Below are 19,750 nucleotides of genomic sequence, written 5' to 3' on the forward strand. Positions count from 1 at the left end.
TTGACTTTTAATCCTTAAATCGTGTCATCGTTCGTCGCCCTGCGCGATCAGTTTGCACATCTGCTCGCGGGCGCGGTGGATCTGCGTCTTGACGGTGCCCAGCGGCAGGGTGAGCTTGGCGGCGATCTCCTCGTAGGAGTATTCGTCGAAGAAGCGCATGACGATCAGCGTCCGGTAACGCGGCGTCAGCCGTTCGAGGTAATGCTCGATCTGGGTCCGCTGCTGGAGGCTGATGACGCTCTCCTCAGGGGTCGGGGCCGTCGAGGGGGGCGACGAGAAACGCTCGTCGATCGACAGGTCGTCCTGACGGCGGCGCACGAAGTCGATGAACGTATTGCGGGCGATGGTGTAGACCCACTGTCCGAAGGTATAGTCGGTGCTGTAGCGGTGCAGGTTGATATAAACCTTGATGAAGGTCTCCTGCAGCAGGTCGTCGGCGTCGTTCACCCCGCCCAGCCGCTGCACGAACAACCGGTGGATAGCGTCGCGGTAGCGGTTGAAAAGGTATTCGAAGGCCGTATCGTCGCCTTCGAGCACCAGTTCCACCAGCCGCCGGTCCTCGGCGACGATATAGTCGGCTATCTCCATACGCGGTCGTCTTTGCGCATCAGCATCACGCTCAGCGCCAAGGCCCAGAGCGGACTCAGCAGGTCGTAGACGAAATAGCGGCCCATCATGCCCGATTCGCCCAGACGGCGCGCGATGCGCCGCACCTCGATCGCCACGATCAGAAAGCGGATCACCAGCAGGGCCAGCGCCGCGATCTTGAACTCGAACGGCATCACCGCAGCCGCACAGACGACCGTCAGGAAGAAGAGCGAGCGCGATCCCAGCTCCCACTGGATATAGTTGCGGACCGTCTGCGGATAGAAGCGGAACGCCGAGCCGTAATAGCGCAGCTGGCTCATCCACCAGCCCATGCCGCCCCACGTCTTTTCGCGCAGCGAAGCCCGTGGCGAGAGGATGACGCTCACGTTGTCGCGCGTCATGACCTTCTGCATGAAGAGGTCGTCCTCGCCGATGTTCATATTGAGGTGGCTGAAGCCGTTGGCTCCGAAGTAGATGCGCTTGGTGAACCCGAAGTTGTGGAGCGTGCCCCGATAGGCGCGGCGCCGCACGGCGCGGGCGAGCCAGTCGGCCGAGTGCATCATGCGCCAAGCGCGCATCATGTAGTTCGAAAAGCCCTTTTTGCGCTCCACGCCGCAGTAGCCCACGACGATCTCGCCCCGCGTGAAGCCCTTGGCCATGAGCGACAGCCAGCGGTCGGTCTGCGGGCAGGCGTCGGTCGAAGTGAAGACCATATGCTCGTGGTGCGCCGACTTGATGCCGACGTTGAGCGCCATCTTGCGCGAAATCGGGAAGCGCGGGTCGAGGTGGATCTTGGTCGTCACGATCTGCGGGAACGACTGTTTGAGCCGCACGAGGTCCTCGTAGAAATCGGAGTCGTGGCCCACGTAGACGATCACCACCTCGAAGTCGGGGTAGCTCTGGGCCAGCATCAGCGGCAGACGCTCCTCGACGAACGAATAATCCTCCGAGAAGAGCGGCACGACCACCGACACCGGAGGTTCGGCGTCGAGCACCGCGCTGCGGCGGTTGTTCTTGTAGCCGGGAATCCGGCCGTAAACGAAAATATAGTAGTACAGCTGCACGCCGAACATGGCCAGCACGGCCCCCGCAAGGGCGATGCCTTCCCAGCCGTAACATGTCAGAAGCGTATCGAAAAATTGCATACAGGCGAAATATGCGCAAAGGTACAAAACAATTTAGAATTCAGAATTCCCAAATCAGATTATTTTATGTATTTTTGCCGAATATATGAGCATGAAGTTTACATTACAGCATAAGGATCCGGCGACCAAAGCCCGCGCAGGCGAGCTGACGACCGACCACGGCGTCATCCGCACCCCGATTTTCATGCCCGTGGGCACGGCGGCGACGGTCAAGGGCATTTTCCACCGCGACGTGCGCGACGAAGCCCGTGCGCAGATCATTCTGGCCAACACCTACCACCTCTACATGCGGCCCGGCATGGAGATCATCGAAAAGGCCGGCGGCGTGCACCGTTTCTCGACGTGGGAAGGCCCGATGCTGACTGACAGCGGCGGATTTCAGGTCTTCTCGCTTGCGGCATGCCGCAAGCTCAAGGAGGAGGGGTGTCACTTCCGTTCGCACATCGACGGATCGAAACACCTCTTCACCCCCGAAAGCGTGATGGACACCGAGCGCACGATCGGCGCCGACATCATGATGGCCTTCGACGAGTGCCCTCCGGGCGACGCACCGCGCGAATACGCCGCCAAGTCGCTGGCGCTCACCGAGCGGTGGCTGGAGCGCTGTTTCAACCGCTACCATCAGACCGAACCCAAATACGGGCATTATCAGGCGCTGTTCCCGATCGTGCAGGGGTGCACCTATCCCGACCTGAGGGCGCACGCGGCCGAGAACGTGAAGCAGTACGACGCCGACGGATACGCCATCGGCGGTCTTGCGGTCGGAGAGCCGACCGACGTGATGTACGAAATGATCGAAGTGGTGAACGCCATACTGCCGGAGGAGCGGCCGCGTTATCTGATGGGCGTCGGCACGCCGGTCAACATCCTCGAAGCGATCGAGCGCGGCGTGGACATGTTCGACTGCGTGATGCCCACGCGCAACGGCCGCAACGGGCAGCTGTTCACGGCCGAAGGGGTCATCAACATCCGCAACAAGAAGTGGGAGGACGACTTTTCGCCGATCGACCCCGAAGGCACGGCGTTCGTCGATACGCTCTACACGAAGGCCTACCTGCACCATTTGGTGACGTGCGGCGAAATGCTGGCGGCGCAGATCGCCTCGCTGCACAACATCGCCTTTTACCTGCGGCTGGTGGGGATGGCGCGCGAACATATCGCCGCCGGGGATTTCAAGCCGTGGAAGGATGCGATGGTCGCAAAACTGACACGAAGACTATAAAAGCGTATGAAACTGCGATTTCCGGGGTTTAAGATCTTAGACCGCTACATACTCGGCAAGTTCCTTGCGACCTACTTCTTCGCCATCGCGATGATCATCATCGTCGTGGTGCTGTTCGACTATGTGGAGAAGATCGACGACTTCACGGAGCTGCACGCCCCGCTGCGGGACGTCATCTTCGACTACTACCTGAACTTCATCCCCTTCTTCATCAACCAGTTCAGCGGTCTGTTCACCTTCATCGCCTGCATCTTCTTCACTTCGAAGATGGCCTACCAGACCGAAATCGTGGCGATGCTTTCGGGCGGCATGTCGTTCCGCCGCCTGATGTGGCCCTACTTCCTCGGCGCGCTGATCATCGGCAGCCTGTCGCTGACGCTCAACCTCTGGCTGATCCCCATTTCGCAGCGACACATCGTCAATTTCGAATCGCAGTACATCAAGCGCAAGCAGAACAACAAGTTCAACCGCCATATCTACCGGCAGATCGAGCCGGGCACGTTCGCCTACATCCGCGGCTACAATGACGCATCGCAGCAGGCGTCGTTCCTCGCGCTGGAACACTACTACAGCGGCACGATGACCCGCTCGCTCGAAGCGTCCGACGTGAAGTTCAACCCCGAAACCAAACGCTGGACCGCGCCGCGCTACACCAAACGCGAATTCGACTCGCTGGGCGTCGAAAAATTCGAGCAGTTCCGCAACCTCGACACGCTCATCAACCTCGAAGTGACCGAGCTGGGCGAGATCAACGACCTGATACAGACGATGAACATCACGGAGCTGAACGAATTCCTCGACCAGCAGCGGGCCAAAGGTTCCGACGCCATCAACATCATCGAGGTCGAGAAACACGCCCGCTTCGCCTATCCGCTCTCGACCTTCATCCTGACGCTGATCGGCGTGTCGCTCTCGTCGCGCAAGGTGCGCGGCGGAACGGGACTCCACATCGGAATCGGCACCGGCCTCTGCTTCTCGTACATCCTGTTCAACCGTTTCTTCGAGGAGTTCGCCAAGAGCGGCACGCTGCCGCCCGGACTGGCCGTCTGGCTGCCGAACATCATCTACCTATTCATCGCCGTCTACCTCTACCGGAAAGCCCCCAAATAAGATGCAGCAGATCGACGACATAGCCGCCGAAGTACGCCGCGGAGCGCGTATCGGCGACGCCGAAGCCGCACGGCTCTGGCGCGAAGCCCCCCTGTGGCTGCTGGGCGAGCTGGCGACGGAGCGCAAGCGGCGCGTGAGCGGCGACAAGGTCTACTTCAACCGCAATTTCCACATCGAGCCGACGAACCGCTGCGTCTTCAACTGCCGTTTCTGCTCCTACCGCCGGCCGGCCGGAAGCCCCGAAGCGTGGGACTACACGATGGAGGAGGTCGAGCAGATCGCCCGCGGCCGGCAGGGCAAAGGCATCACCGAGGTCCATATCGTGGGCGGCGTACACCCCGACCACGGACTGGAATACTATATCAACATGATCCGCCGCGTCAAGGCGATACTGCCCGAAGCGGCAGTCAAGGCTTTCACGGCGATCGAGCTGTCGTACATGATCCGCAAGGCGGGACTCTCGGTCGAGGAGGGTCTGCGGCGGCTCAAAGAGGCCGGAATGGAGGCCATTCCGGGCGGCGGCGCGGAGATTTTCGACCAAGAGATCCGCAGCCGCATCTGCCCCGACAAGGGATCGACGGACGAATGGCTCGAAGTGCACGAAACGGCCCACCGGCTCGGCATCCCGACCAACGCCACGATCCTCTACGGGCATGTCGAGGAACTCCGCCACCGCATCGACCACCTGCGGCGCCTCAGGGAACTGCAAGACCTCACAGGCGGGTTCAACGCTTTCATCCCGCTCAAATACCGCAATTTCGGCAACCCGATGTCGGAGATCGGCGAGGTATCGGTGATCGAAGACCTGCGGATGCTGGCCATGAGCCGCATCTATCTGGACAACGTGCCCCACATCAAGGCTTACTGGGTGATGTACGGCAAGGCGACGACCGAATTGGCACTGGCCTTCGGCGCAGACGACATAGACGGCACGATCGACGACACGACGAAAATCTATTCGATGGCCGGGGCCGACGACCGGCGGCCTTCGATGAGCGTCGAGGAGATGCACCGCATCGTACGGGCGGCAGGCTGCCGCGCCGTGGAGCGCGACACGTTTTACAACGAACTTCCGGACCGATAGGAACAGTCCGCCCCGCCCGGAGAAAACAGACGGACACAAAACACAACTCCCGCGAAAATGGAGAAACTGACATATTACTGGAAGAAACTGCGGCAGAACAAGCTGGCATACAACCTCGTGCTGATAGCGGCGATCATTTTGGCGATGGCCGTCACGGCGCATTTCGTCATGCAGGTCGGCACGCGCCACGGCGCCCGCCGCATCGTGCCCGACTTTTCGGGCGTGAAGCTCGACGACGCGCAGCGCACGGCCCGCAAATACGATCTCGAACTGCATATCAACGACTCGCTGTTCGTGCCGGCCTACGAAGGCGGCATCGTCCTCGACCAGCTGCCCGAAGGCGGCGTGGAGGTCAAACCCGGACGTACGGTCTATATCACGATCAACTCGTTCCGGCAGAAGATGGTGCCCGTGCCCTACGTGGCGGGACGTTCGCTGCGGCAGGCCAAGAACATGCTGGAGATCGCAGGACTCGAAATCGGCGAACTGATCTACCGCGCCGACATGGCGACCAACTATGTGCTGGAAGAGTACTGCGAAGGGCGCCCCGTCACCCAGAACAGCAGGATTCAGGCCGAAATGGGATCGGGCGTAACGCTCTACGTGGGCGTCGAGGGCGGTTTCGGCTCGACGGTCGTGCCGCGGCTGGTGGGATTCCCGCTCAAGGAGGCCAAGGGCCGTTTGTGGGAGCTGGGGCTCAATGTCGGCAAGATCGACTTCGACGAAGGCATCAACCTGCTGAACCAGAAAGACGCCCGCGTCTACGTGCAGGTTCCGACGGCCGAGCGGAGCGCCGCGCTGGGTTCGCGCGTCGATCTCAAACTGACGCTCGACGAGAAAAAACTCGCCCAGCACCGCGCCACCGCCGAGAAGCAGTCCCGCGAAGCCGCCGAAGAGCGGCTGCGGCTCGAACGCGAGCGCGCCGACTCGCTGGCGCAGGCCGAATTCGAACAGGCGGCCGCCGCCGGGGAAGAACAGCCCGAAATCCTGCCCGCAACCGATAACGACGGATTTTTCGACTGATGGCCGACGAACGCTACATAACCGAGGCCCCGGAACTCGACGACGGGCAGACGGCGGACGAGGACGGCGAGGGCGCCGGACTCTACGAGCATTTCGCCGTGGTGGCCGACAAAGGGCAGGCTCCGCTGCGGCTGGACAAGTTCCTGACCGTACGCATGGAGAAGTGCTCGCGCAACCGCATTCAGGCGGCGGCCGACAGCGGCAGCATACTCGTGAACGGCAAGGCCGCCAAGTCGAGCTACAAGGTCAAACCGCTCGACCGCATCCAGATCGTGATGCCCTATCCGCGGCGCGAGGTGGAGATCATCCCCGAAAACATTCCGCTCGAAATACCCTACGAGGACGACGACCTGCTGATCGTCAACAAACCGGCGGGGCTGGTCGTGCATCCCGGTCACGGCAACTACAGCGGCACGCTCGTCAACGCGCTAACCTACCATCTGCGCAACCTGCCCCTGTTTCAGGAGGGCGACATGCGCGCGGGACTGGTCCACCGCATCGACAAGAACACCTCAGGGCTGCTCGTGGTCGCCAAAAACGAACAGTCGCACGCGCGGCTTGCCAAACAGTTCTTCGACCACACCATCGGGCGGCGTTACGTGGCGCTGGTATGGGGCAATTTCGAAGAGGACGAAGGGACCATCACGGGCAACATAGGGCGCAGCCCCCGCGACCGGCAGAAAATGTTCGTCTTCGAGGACGGCTCGGACGGCAAGCACGCCGTGACCCACTGGCGGGTGCTGAAGCGTTACGGCTACGTGACGCTGGTCGAGTGCCGGCTCGAAACGGGCCGCACGCACCAGATCCGCGTCCATATGTCGTGGCAGGGGCATCCGCTCTTCAACGACGAACGCTACGGCGGCGACCGCATCCTCAAGGGAACGACCTTCTCGAAATACAAGCAGTTCATCGAAAACTGCTTCGCAGTAATGCCCCGCCATGCCCTGCATGCGCAGTCGCTGGGCTTCGTACACCCCATGACGCACGAGGCTGTCTATTTCGAGAGCGAACTGCCCGACGATTTCCGCGCGCTGCTCGAAAAATGGGACACCTACGCCGCGGCGTCGAAGGAGAGCAATAATGGATAAGCGGTCCGGCAGCGGTCTTTCGGCACAAATCCGCGGTCCTGTCCCCGAAAACACGGCAACCGCATACGCGCGGACATCGCATACGGAGAAATCCGAAGACACCCGCCGCACCGGAAAGTACAGCGGCATGCTTTCACCTGCTGCCGCAGGGCGGCAGAAAGCCCTTCCAGAGGGAAGGGTTTGGGAATAGGAACGGATTTGCAAATGCCGCCTGCGCCGGCCGGAAAGCCATACAAAATAAACAGTTACGAAAATAAACCACGCTTTGTTTCTACCGACCACGATAAAAGAGGTCCGCGCACGCGGATGGAAGCAGTTGGACGTCATCCTTTTTTCGGGCGACGCCTACATCGACCATCCGGCATTCGGCGCGGCGGTAATCGGCCGTCTGCTCGAAGCCGAAGGCTACCGCGTGGCAATCGTGCCGCAGCCCAACTGGCGGGACGACCTGCGCGACTTCACCAAACTCGGCGCGCCGCGGCTCTTCTTCGGCGTCTCGGCAGGATCGATGGATTCGATGGTCAACCACTACACGGCCAACCTGCGCCTTCGGAGCAACGACGCCTACACGCCCGGCGGCAAGGCGGGGTTCCGGCCCGATTACGCCGTCAAGGTCTATACGCAGATTCTCAAACGGCTGTTTCCGCACGTTCCGGTGGTCGTCGGAGGCATCGAAGCCTCCCTGCGGCGGCTGACCCATTACGACTACTGGAACGACACGCTCAAACCCTCGGTGCTGGCCGAAAGCGGCGCCGACCTGCTGATCTACGGCATGGGCGAACGGGTCGTGCAGCAGGTCGCCAAAGCCATGCGGAACGGCTACAACGCCAAACTGCTGCGCAAACTGCGGCAGGTAGCCTTCATGGCCGACGACGGTTACGTGCAGCGGCTCGACCCGGCGGAGACGATCCGGCTGCACGCCTACGAAGAGTGCGTGCGGGACAAACGGGCCTTCGGCGAGAATTTCACCATCATCGAGACCCAGAGCAACCTGATGGAGCCGACGGCGACGCTCATCGAGGCCGTGGGCGACCGTTATGTGGTCGTCACGCCGCCCAACACGACACTCTCGACCGACGAGCTGGACCACTCGTTCGACCTTCCCTACGAGCGCGCACCGCATCCGCGCTACAACGGCAAAGGGGATATTCCGGCGTGGGAGATGATCAAACACTCGGTCAATATCCACCGGGGATGCTTCGGCGGCTGTTCGTTCTGTACCATATCGGCCCATCAGGGCAAGTTCATCAACTCGCGCAGCGAACGTTCCATCCTCGCAGAGGTGGAGCGCGTGACCCGGATGCCGGACTTCAAAGGTTATCTGTCGGACGTGGGCGCCCCGTCGGCCAACATGTACCGCATGGGCGGACGCGACCGGGAATTGTGCCGCAAATGCCGCCGCCCGTCGTGCCTGCATCCGAAGATGTGCCCCAATCTGGACAACGACCACCGCCCGCTGCTGGCGCTTTACGAAAAGATCCGGGCGGTGAAAGGCGTCAAAAAGGCCTTTGTCGGCAGCGGCATCCGCTACGACCTGTTTGACGAGAGTCCCTATCTCGATACGGTCGTGAAATACCACACGTCGGGACGACTGAAAGTCGCGCCCGAACACACCGAAGATGCCGTGCTGAAACTGATGCGCAAACCGCCGTTCGCGCTCTTCGAGCGGCTGACCGCCGATTTCCAGCGCATCTGCCGCCGCGAAGGACTGCCCTACCAGCTGATTCCCTACTTCATCTCGTCGCACCCCGGCTGCACCGAACGCGACATGCGTTCGCTGTCGGAGAAAGTCCTCGGCAAACTCCATTTCAACCTCGAACAGGTACAGGACCTCACCCCCACGCCGATGACACTTTCGTCGGTGATGTTCTACACCGGAGAGAATCCCTATACGCACGAAAAGGTCTACGTCGCCCGCTCGCAGGAGGAGAAACGGCGGCAGAAATCGTATTTCTTCAATGAAAAGCCGACCGGAAACCCGACGGTTCCGGAACGGCGCACAACCGCCAGACAAGAACGCGCCCCGAAGAATTATCGCCCGAACGGAGATCGGACGTCGGCCCCCCGACCGCGAAAAGGGGAAAATCCCCGTACAATACCGGGGATAAAGCGCAAAAGGTAAGTAATCCGCACGCCGCACGGCCTGCAGTCGGGCACCGACGTACTTCAACGGATTTTCAGCGCATTTCAGCGACGAGGAAAGCCGGAGCGTCGCTCCGGCTTTCTTCATACTATTCGGTGTTATTTTACGCCCCACTTATCGCCAACGCGTTTCAGCAGGCGGGAGATGCGGCTCACCTCTTTGTCATCGTCCCCCGTCACCGGAGTCCGGCGTATCAGCCACCACAAAAGCATATAAAACAAGACGAGAAAGACCGACCAGACAACTACATATATCATATCTCTCTATTTTCAGGACAATCCGGATAAACAGCGGCTCATTTCAATTCCGGTGAAGCATCGAACAAGAGACCGAACACCGATCGCGCCATCTCCCCGAAAAGACTGCGCCCGTAAAGCTGTCTGTATTTCCAGCGTGACGAAAGCATGTTGCAAACCAGCTTCGCCCGTCTCTTGTAAACGGGCAATCCGCTGACATGCCGTTTGTTCGCCAGCACATCGGCCAGCACTCTATCCATGCAGCGGCGGTCAAACGACACCCCCGGATTCGTCAGAGGGACGCCCCACACATCCACGGCTATGGCATTCATGGTATCCGCAAACCGGGAGAAACCCAAATCGTCGCAGATCCTGTAAAAATAATTCCAGTCTATCGCATTCTGCTCCTTCCCGACGAACAAAGCCCAGTCGAGCAGATGCCGCAGGGTGATCCCCTCGATCAGGAAGTGAAAAAAGCCATGATAGGTAATATACAGTGCATTGACCGTCGGAAACAATGTATGGAATCTGTCCTCTCCGAACGGCACGAAGTCTCCGCCTTTTACGGCGTCCTGAAAGATTCGCTCCAACCGCCTGATATCGCTCTTCCCTTTGAAAGAGGTCAGATAACGATGGTTTTCGAACATGACGCCGTTCGAGCAGATATGGTTGTGCTTATAATCCAGCCCCGAAACCTTCATCCCCCGGCATCGGGCGATCTCGTTCCCCTTCTCGAACCCTTCGGGCAGAAGGATGTCGATATCCCCGCATTCGCGCTGCAATGGGAAAGGATAATAACGGGCCAATCCGATCCCTTTGAGCAGGATCAGCCGGCAGCCCGCATCGGTACAAAGAGCCGCAAAACGGGCTGCTTCCAGCATTTGTCTCTTCGACCGCGAGACGATCTGCTCCGCCCCGTACGCCCACTGCAACCTCAATCCCCGGCCCGGCTGCAAATCCGGAGACAACCGCCGGACGCTCTCCCACGCCACGGCCAGCACCCCCTGCTGCGCCGCCTGCCCATATACCCGGCTCCATTCCGGATCGGACAACGCCTTATCGAGAGCCGGTTCCTGCATATTTATCGCCGCGGCAAGCAACCGCAGCAACACCCGGTCGGCAGGATTTAGCGTCATAGGAAATCATGGATTGCTCCCGGCAACGGGAATTCAGTAAATCGCTTCATACTGACCGACAACTTTACGCCACGTGTAACATTCATTAGCCAGCCGTTCCATACTGCCGGAAGTATCCTCCCGGCTTTCGGCAGCAAGAGCGGCCAGTTCCTCCGGAGTGCTCCAATAACAGGCTTTATGACCGGTCGTCTCCCGATTGTAACCCACATCGAACGCCAGAATCGGAGCGCCGCAGGACATGGCCTCCACAAGCGACGGGTTGGTTCCGCCGGCGCTATGTCCGTGAATATAAAACAGGCACTGTTTCCGGAGCACGAAGAGTTGTTCCCTGTCATAGACCGGATCGACAATATGGATATTGCAGAACTTGCCATATACGGCTTTCAACTCCCGGCCGTAGGCACTCAGATTCCAATTACCGATAAATACGAGCGGGATATTCGTTTTAGAGAACGCCTCCAGAATCAGATGACAATTGTTTTCCGGCTCGATCCGGCAGATAGTACAGGCGTATGCTTTCGCCCCGACTCCGAAGGAGGCGAGGATTTCGCGCTGCCGGGAAAGATCGACCGGGATCACGGCATGATCCCCGCCATAGGCGATCAGAACCGACGGCTTACGGTAAGTCTCCGTGACATAGTCGCGGATCACCTTATTGTCCGCAATTACGACATCGGCAAACTTGACAGCGATCCGCTCCGACAAACGGAGAAACTTGCGGGCCCATTTGCCCCACTTGTCCCGCCTGTGCTCCAAGCCGTCGATATTGACGACGATCCTCTTGCGGAACAGCAACCGATACAACGGCAAAAACAGACACCCGGAAACGCCCAAAATGAGCACGACGTCGTACCCCCGGCCGACAGTCCGGATCAACGACCAGATATCATACGGAATACTTTGCATACCGTTTGCATGCAACGGCACGTATTCAAGCCGGGCGTTTTTATAAGCTTTCAATCTGGTCGGATAAGCCTTGCCACTGCAAAAAACAGTATAATCCACATCTTCGGAACAACACTCTCCGATGAGGTTTTCCACAAGGGTTTCAAAACCTCCGTATTTCGCCGGAACGCCGACGGTTCCGATAACTGCGACCTTCTTCATATTACCGTTTTATCCAAATAGCGAATTGCTTTTTAAAAGCTTCTATTTCACTTCGGTTGGTATACCGAAAATAATCCTTGTCTGTAAAATAATCCGCAGAGGAATGCAGCCCGATAACCGAAGCGAGCGTTTCGGCATATGCCGGGACATCCTTGCCGGACAAGATGCCGAAGCTGGGAAATTCGGTCAGCATTCTCCTGAAATAAGGCACGTCGCTCGCAAGGATCGGTTTACGAAAATAGAACGCCATTTCGAGAATTCCGCTCTGTGATGTTTTGCGATACGGCAGCGCCACATAATCGGTATGTTCATAAAGATATACCAATTCATCGTCCTCGATATGTCTGAGGACAATCTTAAAAGCGGCCTTGTCCGACGGCTGCACCCGATGTACCGTCCCATCGAAATCCTTCCCTGCAATAATTACGTTCGCTTTGCAGCGAAGTTCCGGCTCCAAACTATTCACTGCCGATATAAGGATATCGATTCCCTTGTCATAGGTTATATTCCCGAAAAACAAGATATTCACTTTGTCTTCCGCAATTGCGGAAACAATATCCGCCCCCAGACGGCGAATGTCGTAATTCTTCGAAAAACAATATTTGAAATGAGGTACGAACAGCCGGTTACCCCGATAGCCGTATTCCTCCAGCAGATCGTTCGTCCGTTGGGAATGAACGATGACCGTCGCAAATCGTTCGGAGTATACCTTTCGGAAGCATCGTTTCAACCCGGCATTGTCATCCGCATTTTGCGCAATCGCTTCATGGATATCGATTATGCTTTTCTTTGCGAGGGAAACGATATACATGAACGGCAAGTCGATGGAGTTACCGTAAGCCAGATAAACGAAGCAGGCTTTTTTGTTTCGCAGGACAAAGCAGAACAACATCAGGTAGTTCCGCAACAGACAACATATTTTGCGCAGCCTGTTTCCCTTGTACTGGTGTAAAAAAAAGGGCCTGCCATCGTTTTCACCGGCATAATTCGACAGTACGGAAACATCCAGTCCCGGAACTGCAGACAAAACCCGGCAAAAAGCGTCGTTGTAATAATGCATTCCGCAATGCATTCCGATGTAATCGACAAGATATACCTTCATGATACATTTTTATAATCCGATGAGCATATTCAAATACTTATTGTCAATGCGTTGGATTACCTTCGAGACAAGAACTGGGATATAAATCCCGGACAGGACGCACAATACATAAAAATACGGATACGTTCCCTGCATCCCCAGTTTATTATATATCATTTTTATTCCGATCTGAATAAAAATTCCGAGTAAAAAAATCTGGTACGTATAATTGCGGAACGACACGAATACGTTATTCGACAAATTCCGGTCGAATTTACCGGCCAATCCCCAACATAACAGGCAACCGGACAATGACATAACCAGCGTTACGACATCCTCTTCAACCCCGCCTACCCAAAACATCGCAACATACAGGATCAGGCAGATTGCGATGCAGCACGGCCGTTTTATCGCCGTCTCAAAACAGTTATTGGCAGCAATCAATAGCCCTAGAAAAAAGAATATGAAAAAATGGACGGCACGGTTGAATGCAAATACTCCGCTCATATCGCCCACGGGAATAAAGAACAAACCGGCAGCGCAGCACAAACAAAGCAAGGACAACCAATTGTTTTTCAATATTCTCCTATACACTTCCAACAAGGAAAAGTAAAGCAGGACAACTGCCACGAACCACATCTCTTGCAACGGGCCCTCGAATGGCCGAACAAAGGCACTGACAAAGGATTTCAACGATAAGGTGACCGGCCTCTCGACTCCCCCGACATATACTTTGAGAAAAAATGCGAATACCGTAAAAAATAGATACGGAATGCCGAGCCTCTTGAATTTATCGGTCAATGTCTTTCTATACGACGCCCCTTTGTCGATGCGGGTAATGTAAAACAGATAGCCGGATATCATAATGAACAACGGCATATGAAAAGAATAGGCTACCTTCTTGAGAAACAACGCACATTCATGACAATCAGCATCGAAAGAAGAGGCGAAAGCCGTAACAGAGAGCGGGGAATGACCGATAACTACCCATAACATGGCCCAGCCTTGCAATAACAGCAGCCATGTAATCTTTTTCCGAGGGGGGGGGAGATCATAAAATCAGAAATTTCTATATTCAATTAAACAGGGATTGTATCCACAAACTTTTTACAACACAAAAATCACTTCGGTTTGAAAGCATTCGTATCGACAGGTATTTCCGACTCGTCTTGATATCTATTACAGATAAACCGGACCGGAACGCCAGCCCAAACCTGATAGGGAGGAATGTCCTTGTTCACCACAGAACCCGCCCCGATAACAGCACCGTCACCGATTGTCACCGGTTTTGTGAATATGGCATTGCTTCCGATATATACATTCCGCCCAATATGAATTTCACCCCGGTAATAGGCATGCTCTTTCAAATTCCGGACATCATAATAATGAGAAAGCAGAATACATCCATCCGTAATTGTCGTCCCCTTACCGATAAAAATATCTTCTGGATGAATCGTATCAATAGAAACCCGACCGATCCGAACTACACCTTTTTCAATAGAAACGCCTAAAAGCTTATATATCTTCGCACGAAAAAAGCCGGTCATGGGAAAAATCCCGCAAAATCTAAAACAGAATATTTTTATATACCGACTGAGTCTGGAATTATAATCCGCCCTTTTATAGTTTTCCATACCGACACTACCTATTAGTAAACAATAAAACTCTCAATAATCTCTTCTGCTGATCCGGGGTATCTTTTCGCATTAACAGGATCGGAAGCCATAACACGGCATTGCATAATCTATAAGACCAGAAAACGAAATAATTATAATGCTTCCGGATGTATAGCAACTTACTGCGGAAAATATTCTCAATGCGATTGAAAGACCACAACTTTGTATTCGACGGATCACTTCCGCCTTCGAGATGTATTATCTCTGGCCCGTTTATGAGAAGCCTTTCATATCCGGCTTTCGACATCCGAAATTGCCAGTCTACCTCCTCGCAATACATGAAGAATACAGGATCAAAAGTCCCCAATTCGTCACAAACCATTCGGGGAACGAACAAATCCGCTCCGGTGATATAATCAACGGGGGTAGGCTGTTGTACCGATGCCGGACAGAGATGGTTGCGTTTTTTCAGAAACCGTAAATACTTACCCAACACTTCTGCGATCTCACCCCTCGGCGTTATAAACCGACCATATGAATGTATGTTTTTTTGATTTTGGTCTTTCAAAACAGCTCCTACAGCGCCGATTTTCCGATCCGGATTCTTTTCGCAGAAATCGAAGAACAGCTTCACTGCGTTATTAAGCAAAATAGTATCCGAATTCAAGAAAAACAAATATCGCCCTTTAGCTTCCCGGATTCCGAGGTTATTCGCCCTGCCGAACCCCAGATTTCGGTCGCTGTAAATATACTTTATGCGCTTATCCTGCGCAAAAACCTCTTTGCTGCCATCCGTCGATGCATTGTCCACCAATATGATCTCGTATTCGACAGTCGAGGTTTGCGCAATAATGCTTTCAATGCAGTCCGAAGTCAATCCCAGCGTATTGTAGTTAACTATGATAACGGATACGTCCATTTACAGAAACTTGTTCTTAATAAACACATTGGGATCAGATCGCCCGAATAATGGATAAAAAACTAATGCAACTCGCAGGCAACCTTCTGCATACAAAGTATCATTATTCAAGAATACCAACAAAATCAGAAAAGACAGGAGCATATATCTCATATAACTTCGAATGTCATTATCCTGAACAAGAGAAGTCTTCTTATATAAATTGTAATATAGTCCCAAATATATCAGGACAAGGACAAGTCCCCCACGCGCTAAAGTTCCCCATATTCCTATATCTGCCAGATAGAATGCCCCGCCAAAAAACGTATGAAATCCCTCATCTCGAAAATGCACAGACAAATTACCAAAGCCAAGAATCAGATTTTGCTGAATATACGGCATAACGGACTCAACAGAATTCACTCGTGCAAGAGTAGAGGAATCGCTACTTTTTTCCCACTTAGTAGCTTCAATCAAAGAATCGACAAGTTTATCATTAAACGAAAGGAGAACAAGAGCTCCAATCAAAGGTAAAACGCCAAGCGCCAAGCGTTTTAACGAGATTCCTTTCATCCTAACGTAATAAATCGCATATATAATAGCCAACAATGCAACAGGTTGCCGTCCTTTATTTACAAACAACAAGTAAACCATTAAAACAAAGAATGGAAGATAATTCTCCTTTTGAGCAGGCTTTTTTACAAAACGGATCAAATAGAAAACATATGAAATAATCATCAAACTGGAACACACGGTAAGTTTAAGACCTTTTACCAGATCTTCCAATGCCACTGTCTCCACAATATTGGTAGTCACCAAATACTCCTGAACAGTTAAATGGTTCACTCCGAAAACAAAAAAAGCAATAATAGAAACAACTGCAATAATTAAATTGACTTTATTAATTTGCCGAAGTAATAAACTATAGTCATATTTTATATTATACAAAAAGAAACCCAACAAAATGAACCATAGATAACGCAACGAGGCAAACCCCATAAAAAATGACTGCCCGAATATCTCTTGGCTTTGAAATGCTGCATATATAGGAAAAACGAAACAATACAATCCGGCAAATATCGCAACAGTAGAAATTCGTTTAAAGACAAGATAATAGATAAATGCCCCTAATCCTAATATCAGAAACAAATAATGACATCCCTGTAGAAGAGGTATACTACCTAAGAATTCCAAAGCTCCTATAAAATCTAGAAGCAATATATAAATGAGATATTTCATACGATTCTACAATATTCACCACATGGATTTTGGATGATGTTTTTATCATCTCTTAGACAAAAGAGTCTGTCAACAAGAGTATTATTCCTGCACTTCTTACCCCAAAAGAATTTGGGAAATATCCACAAATACCTACGAAGAATAACTTTTTAGCAATTATCAACACAAGCCAATTCATCAAATGTAAATCGCTCCGATTTTGGAGAAGTAACTATTCCCGATTTATAATGTCCGCCTAATATCAAAACAACAGGCATCTCACATTGGGGAATCTTAGCAATCTTTTTAAATTCCTTCTCTCTGCGAGGGGTCCGGATAAACATTTTAAAACAAGACGCAATATGATTCAAATGCAACCCCATAACAAAATTCATCGCATATAAACCGCCGTCAATCAACGCCTGATACCTCTCATAATTTCCTCCAAAATAATTGCAATTAACCGTTACACAAATGAGAACCGATGCATTATCACACCATCCTTGTGTCCCTAACTGATTATCCAACAATTTTCTTATCACATTTTTATCTCTAAAAACATGAATACGAGAAGCCTGCCTGTTACAGGCAGATGGAGTATAAGAAGCTATACGGCAAGCCTCCCTGATTTCATCATCGGTTACAGGATCATCAGAATATTCCCGGACACTAACGCGACTTGCATAGAACTCTTCTATTATCTTTTTATCGAAACAAGAAGGTTCAGATACCTTTTTAGTACCACCTATTCGGGAAGAAGATATCGATTTCTTATTTTTTTCTAAAAAATCACAAATACGATTACGGCTCTCTTCATCACGAGTGGCATATGGACTCTTAAGATACTCAGCAAGAATATTAATTGCTACAATACAAACTTTATTAAGACCGTATTGTTCAATATGTTTATCAAGTAGCCTTATTAATCTAACAGCCTTCTCCCCACCAAAAATTCTTGCCGAAGGGAAAGACATTCCCTTCTCTAACGCATGCATAACAAGCATAATCTGCGCATTCGACTTATCTTGCGTAATGACCGGATTAATTAGAGAATGCTTTATATAAAAATGAAAGTCAGCAAAAAAACAATATAAAAGTTTTGCAGAATCAACAAATTGAATGATTATTTTTTTCATATCTTAAAAAACGTCATCAGATTTTCCATTAACAAATTGTACCGTTCAGCAACGACCGTCGCCATTCTATTCCTTATTATATTTTTCAATTCTGCCCGTTGAAAATAGGCTTTTTTTATATCTAGCAATATATCCCGTTCATCTTTCACTTTCATATCTCCCATAATAGGATAATCTAATGTTTCCAAAAACAGGCCATTGAATTTACGACTATATGCCATTGGATATACCGCCACTTCTGATGAAAAAGCAGCAATAGCAGAATGCATGCGAGCCCCCATAAAAAAGTCCATTCCTGCGATATAATTCTTAGCAACAATAGGATCAAAAAAGAGTGGGGCTAAAATCAAATTTTCATTACAATATTCCTCGTAAATATCATAGGCAACAGCGTAATCATTTTCAAGTCCACGCTCTCCACCCACTACATGAGGAATCAAATGCAGTTTTACATCCTTCTTTGACAGAAAATATTCAACAATTCCTCTTATCAAACATTGATAATTCGATTTCAAACCGAACTGATTGTCCATCGTATAACCACCATTCCAAAGCAACGCAGAGATATTCAAACCGACATGGATATACTCTTTATTAAATTCTTTTTTTTCATATGGCATGAAAAAAGCAACATCAATTATCTCGGTAACATCCAGATTCGGCAATAAACTTTTGACATAATCAGCACTCTGTTTATCACGCACCATCACACATTTTGCACTTCGAACGGCGCCCATTGCCTTTTTACGAAGACCCGCATCGTTAAATGGGCCAATCGTTTGTGGTAAAATACAAAGCGGGATATTAAACTTTTTTGCCAGTTTGTATTCTGAATAAATCCACTTAAACCGCTTTTCTCCATAAATATCCGCAAAACTATCCCCCTGTCCTATATCCAAAATAAAATCAGCGTCCTTATATATTTTACGGCTGGAAAAATATTGACGAGGACGGATCATGTTTTCCAAAGCATTTCTTTTATTATAAAAAGAAATATTTTGACAACTTTTATACTTAAGTTCGACACCACCACAATGAAAGGTATGATTTTCAGTCAACCTAAATCCACTATCCGGAAGATAGAATACATGTGGGATATTACTCTTATTTAATAATTTATCTATAAGGTACATAATAGACAAACTCAGTGCAACACACCCTCGATTGCCATTATTCACTGAGCTGTTAGATAATATTATATTCATACCTTAGATTTCAAAGTTTTATATCCCGACTTAAAAATATGCAATCCATCAAGGATATACGTACGCATCCCGATATATTTTACACACCCAGCCGTTTTAAACCAGTCCTTAATTTTATTGTTCTTCAAATATTCATAGCGTAATTTCCCTGCACTATAGTAGCGTTTCAGATCAAAAATTATGTCTCCCTTTTCTGGATAATATTCGGAACAAAATTCCAAGAATCCTTTGAGATTCAAAAATCTTCGATATGCATAATAGATATATAAATCTCCTCCAAACTCCTGTTTACTCCACTCTTCTGCAATCCTAACTGTCGCACTTTGATGCTCTCTTCTTTTCACCAACACTTCGTCAAGAAAAAATAGTCCATTCTGCATTGTTGCAATCTATACATTTCGACGTGTCTGTTTGCGGATAAAGAAATCCTTCCTCGTCTTCACGCATTACGATGCAGGACGTGGGGCAGCGCTGTTCGCATGCAGCGCAGCCGCAGCACATCTCCTTCGAAGCAATGGAAATCATTTTTTGAATTTTGATGCGATGGATGAGACTTTCGAGCAGATATAGATTTTCTCGCCGGGCGTAAGTCCGAACCAGTAAACGGACATGCTTGTCGATATGGCGCAAATCAGGAAGATCGTCAGAAGGTTCCATATTCCTTCTCCCGGCTGCCAGTATGCCACGGCCAGAGGTACTGCAAGCGCAATTGCC

19 protein-coding genes and 1 pseudogene are annotated in these 19,750 nt (G+C 51.7%); 6 read left to right on the forward strand and 14 right to left on the reverse strand.

From position 1 onward, the window contains the following. Window positions 1-24: 24 nt before the first annotated feature. Window positions 25-588: an RNA polymerase sigma factor gene (locus tag ACESTR_RS10140; RefSeq protein WP_009596822.1), complete on the reverse strand. Its 564-nt coding sequence runs from the start codon at window positions 586-588 to the stop codon at window positions 25-27. Beyond that, window positions 579-1,733, reverse strand: a complete 1,155-nt coding sequence (locus ACESTR_RS10145; RefSeq protein WP_014775251.1) for a glycosyltransferase — start codon at window positions 1,731-1,733, stop codon at window positions 579-581. Before ACESTR_RS10145 ends, ACESTR_RS10140 begins: the two co-directional genes overlap by 10 nt. 91 nt (window positions 1,734-1,824) lie before the next feature. Between ACESTR_RS10145 and tgt the strand changes: the two genes are divergently transcribed. From tgt to ACESTR_RS10175, 6 genes are all read left to right on the forward strand, one after another. Further along, window positions 1,825-2,955 carry a tRNA guanosine(34) transglycosylase Tgt gene (tgt, locus tag ACESTR_RS10150; RefSeq protein WP_130062578.1) on the forward strand — a complete coding sequence of 377 codons (1,131 nt, stop codon included), beginning with the start codon at window positions 1,825-1,827 and terminating at the stop codon, window positions 2,953-2,955. 6 nt (window positions 2,956-2,961) lie between these two features. Continuing rightward, window positions 2,962-4,065 carry an LptF/LptG family permease gene (locus tag ACESTR_RS10155; RefSeq protein WP_014775253.1) on the forward strand — a complete coding sequence of 368 codons (1,104 nt, stop codon included), beginning with the start codon at window positions 2,962-2,964 and terminating at the stop codon, window positions 4,063-4,065. Window position 4,066: 1 nt separating this feature from the next. After that, window positions 4,067-5,149 carry an aminofutalosine synthase MqnE gene (mqnE, locus tag ACESTR_RS10160; protein WP_373179232.1) on the forward strand — a complete coding sequence of 361 codons (1,083 nt, stop codon included), beginning with the start codon at window positions 4,067-4,069 and terminating at the stop codon, window positions 5,147-5,149. A gap of 57 nt (window positions 5,150-5,206) precedes the next feature. After that, complete coding sequence (locus ACESTR_RS10165) at window positions 5,207-6,172, forward strand: PASTA domain-containing protein (RefSeq protein ID WP_373179234.1); 966 nt, start codon at window positions 5,207-5,209, stop codon at window positions 6,170-6,172. Further along, window positions 6,172-7,260, forward strand: a complete 1,089-nt coding sequence (locus ACESTR_RS10170) for an RluA family pseudouridine synthase (protein ID WP_373179236.1) — start codon at window positions 6,172-6,174, stop codon at window positions 7,258-7,260. The genes ACESTR_RS10165 and ACESTR_RS10170 overlap by 1 nt, the downstream gene beginning before the upstream one ends. A 265-nt stretch (window positions 7,261-7,525) precedes the next feature. Continuing rightward, complete coding sequence (locus ACESTR_RS10175; protein ID WP_130062582.1) at window positions 7,526-9,382, forward strand: YgiQ family radical SAM protein; 1,857 nt, start codon at window positions 7,526-7,528, stop codon at window positions 9,380-9,382. A gap of 119 nt (window positions 9,383-9,501) precedes the next feature. Here ACESTR_RS10175 and ACESTR_RS10180 read toward each other — a convergent pair whose 3' ends face one another. The 12 genes and pseudogenes from ACESTR_RS10180 to ACESTR_RS10235 all read right to left on the reverse strand — a co-directional run. Next, window positions 9,502-9,660 (reverse strand): hypothetical protein, encoded by a 159-nt coding sequence (locus tag ACESTR_RS10180; protein ID WP_014775258.1) that lies wholly within the window; start codon window positions 9,658-9,660, stop codon window positions 9,502-9,504. 38 nt (window positions 9,661-9,698) lie between these two features. Continuing rightward, window positions 9,699-10,775: a nucleotidyltransferase family protein gene (locus ACESTR_RS10185; protein ID WP_014775259.1), complete on the reverse strand. Its 1,077-nt coding sequence runs from the start codon at window positions 10,773-10,775 to the stop codon at window positions 9,699-9,701. A gap of 33 nt (window positions 10,776-10,808) precedes the next feature. Next, window positions 10,809-11,882, reverse strand: coding sequence for a DUF1972 domain-containing protein (locus tag ACESTR_RS10190; RefSeq protein WP_014775260.1), 1,074 nt, complete (start codon window positions 11,880-11,882; stop codon window positions 10,809-10,811). Window position 11,883: 1 nt separating this feature from the next. After that, on the reverse strand, window positions 11,884-12,984 hold the full coding sequence (locus ACESTR_RS10195; RefSeq protein ID WP_014775261.1) for a glycosyltransferase: 1,101 nt from the start codon (window positions 12,982-12,984) through the stop codon (window positions 11,884-11,886). 9 nt (window positions 12,985-12,993) lie between these two features. After that, window positions 12,994-13,992 (reverse strand): acyltransferase family protein, encoded by a 999-nt coding sequence (locus ACESTR_RS10200; protein ID WP_306508930.1) that lies wholly within the window; start codon window positions 13,990-13,992, stop codon window positions 12,994-12,996. 92 nt (window positions 13,993-14,084) lie between these two features. Beyond that, window positions 14,085-14,597, reverse strand: coding sequence for an acyltransferase (locus ACESTR_RS10205; RefSeq protein ID WP_009596904.1), 513 nt, complete (start codon window positions 14,595-14,597; stop codon window positions 14,085-14,087). Between the two features lie 7 nt (window positions 14,598-14,604). Further along, window positions 14,605-15,498, reverse strand: coding sequence for a glycosyltransferase family 2 protein (locus tag ACESTR_RS10210; protein ID WP_009596832.1), 894 nt, complete (start codon window positions 15,496-15,498; stop codon window positions 14,605-14,607). Continuing rightward, on the reverse strand, window positions 15,499-16,716 hold the full coding sequence (locus tag ACESTR_RS10215) for a hypothetical protein (protein ID WP_009596863.1): 1,218 nt from the start codon (window positions 16,714-16,716) through the stop codon (window positions 15,499-15,501). A 149-nt stretch (window positions 16,717-16,865) separates the two neighbouring features. Then, window positions 16,866-17,831: a nitroreductase family protein gene (locus ACESTR_RS10220; RefSeq protein WP_022043950.1), complete on the reverse strand. Its 966-nt coding sequence runs from the start codon at window positions 17,829-17,831 to the stop codon at window positions 16,866-16,868. After that, complete coding sequence (locus ACESTR_RS10225) at window positions 17,828-19,036, reverse strand: polysaccharide pyruvyl transferase family protein (RefSeq protein ID WP_009596787.1); 1,209 nt, start codon at window positions 19,034-19,036, stop codon at window positions 17,828-17,830. The genes ACESTR_RS10220 and ACESTR_RS10225 overlap by 4 nt, the downstream gene beginning before the upstream one ends. Next, window positions 19,033-19,416 carry a hypothetical protein gene (locus tag ACESTR_RS10230; protein WP_237958643.1) on the reverse strand — a complete coding sequence of 128 codons (384 nt, stop codon included), beginning with the start codon at window positions 19,414-19,416 and terminating at the stop codon, window positions 19,033-19,035. The genes ACESTR_RS10225 and ACESTR_RS10230 overlap by 4 nt, the downstream gene beginning before the upstream one ends. A gap of 141 nt (window positions 19,417-19,557) precedes the next feature. After that, a pseudogene (locus tag ACESTR_RS10235) lies at window positions 19,558-19,750 on the reverse strand (lipopolysaccharide biosynthesis protein); the annotation flags it as partial.

It is taken from the genome of Alistipes sp. DJF_B185 (assembly GCF_964250025.1).
Lineage (GTDB): Bacteria > Bacteroidota > Bacteroidia > Bacteroidales > Rikenellaceae > Alistipes > Alistipes finegoldii.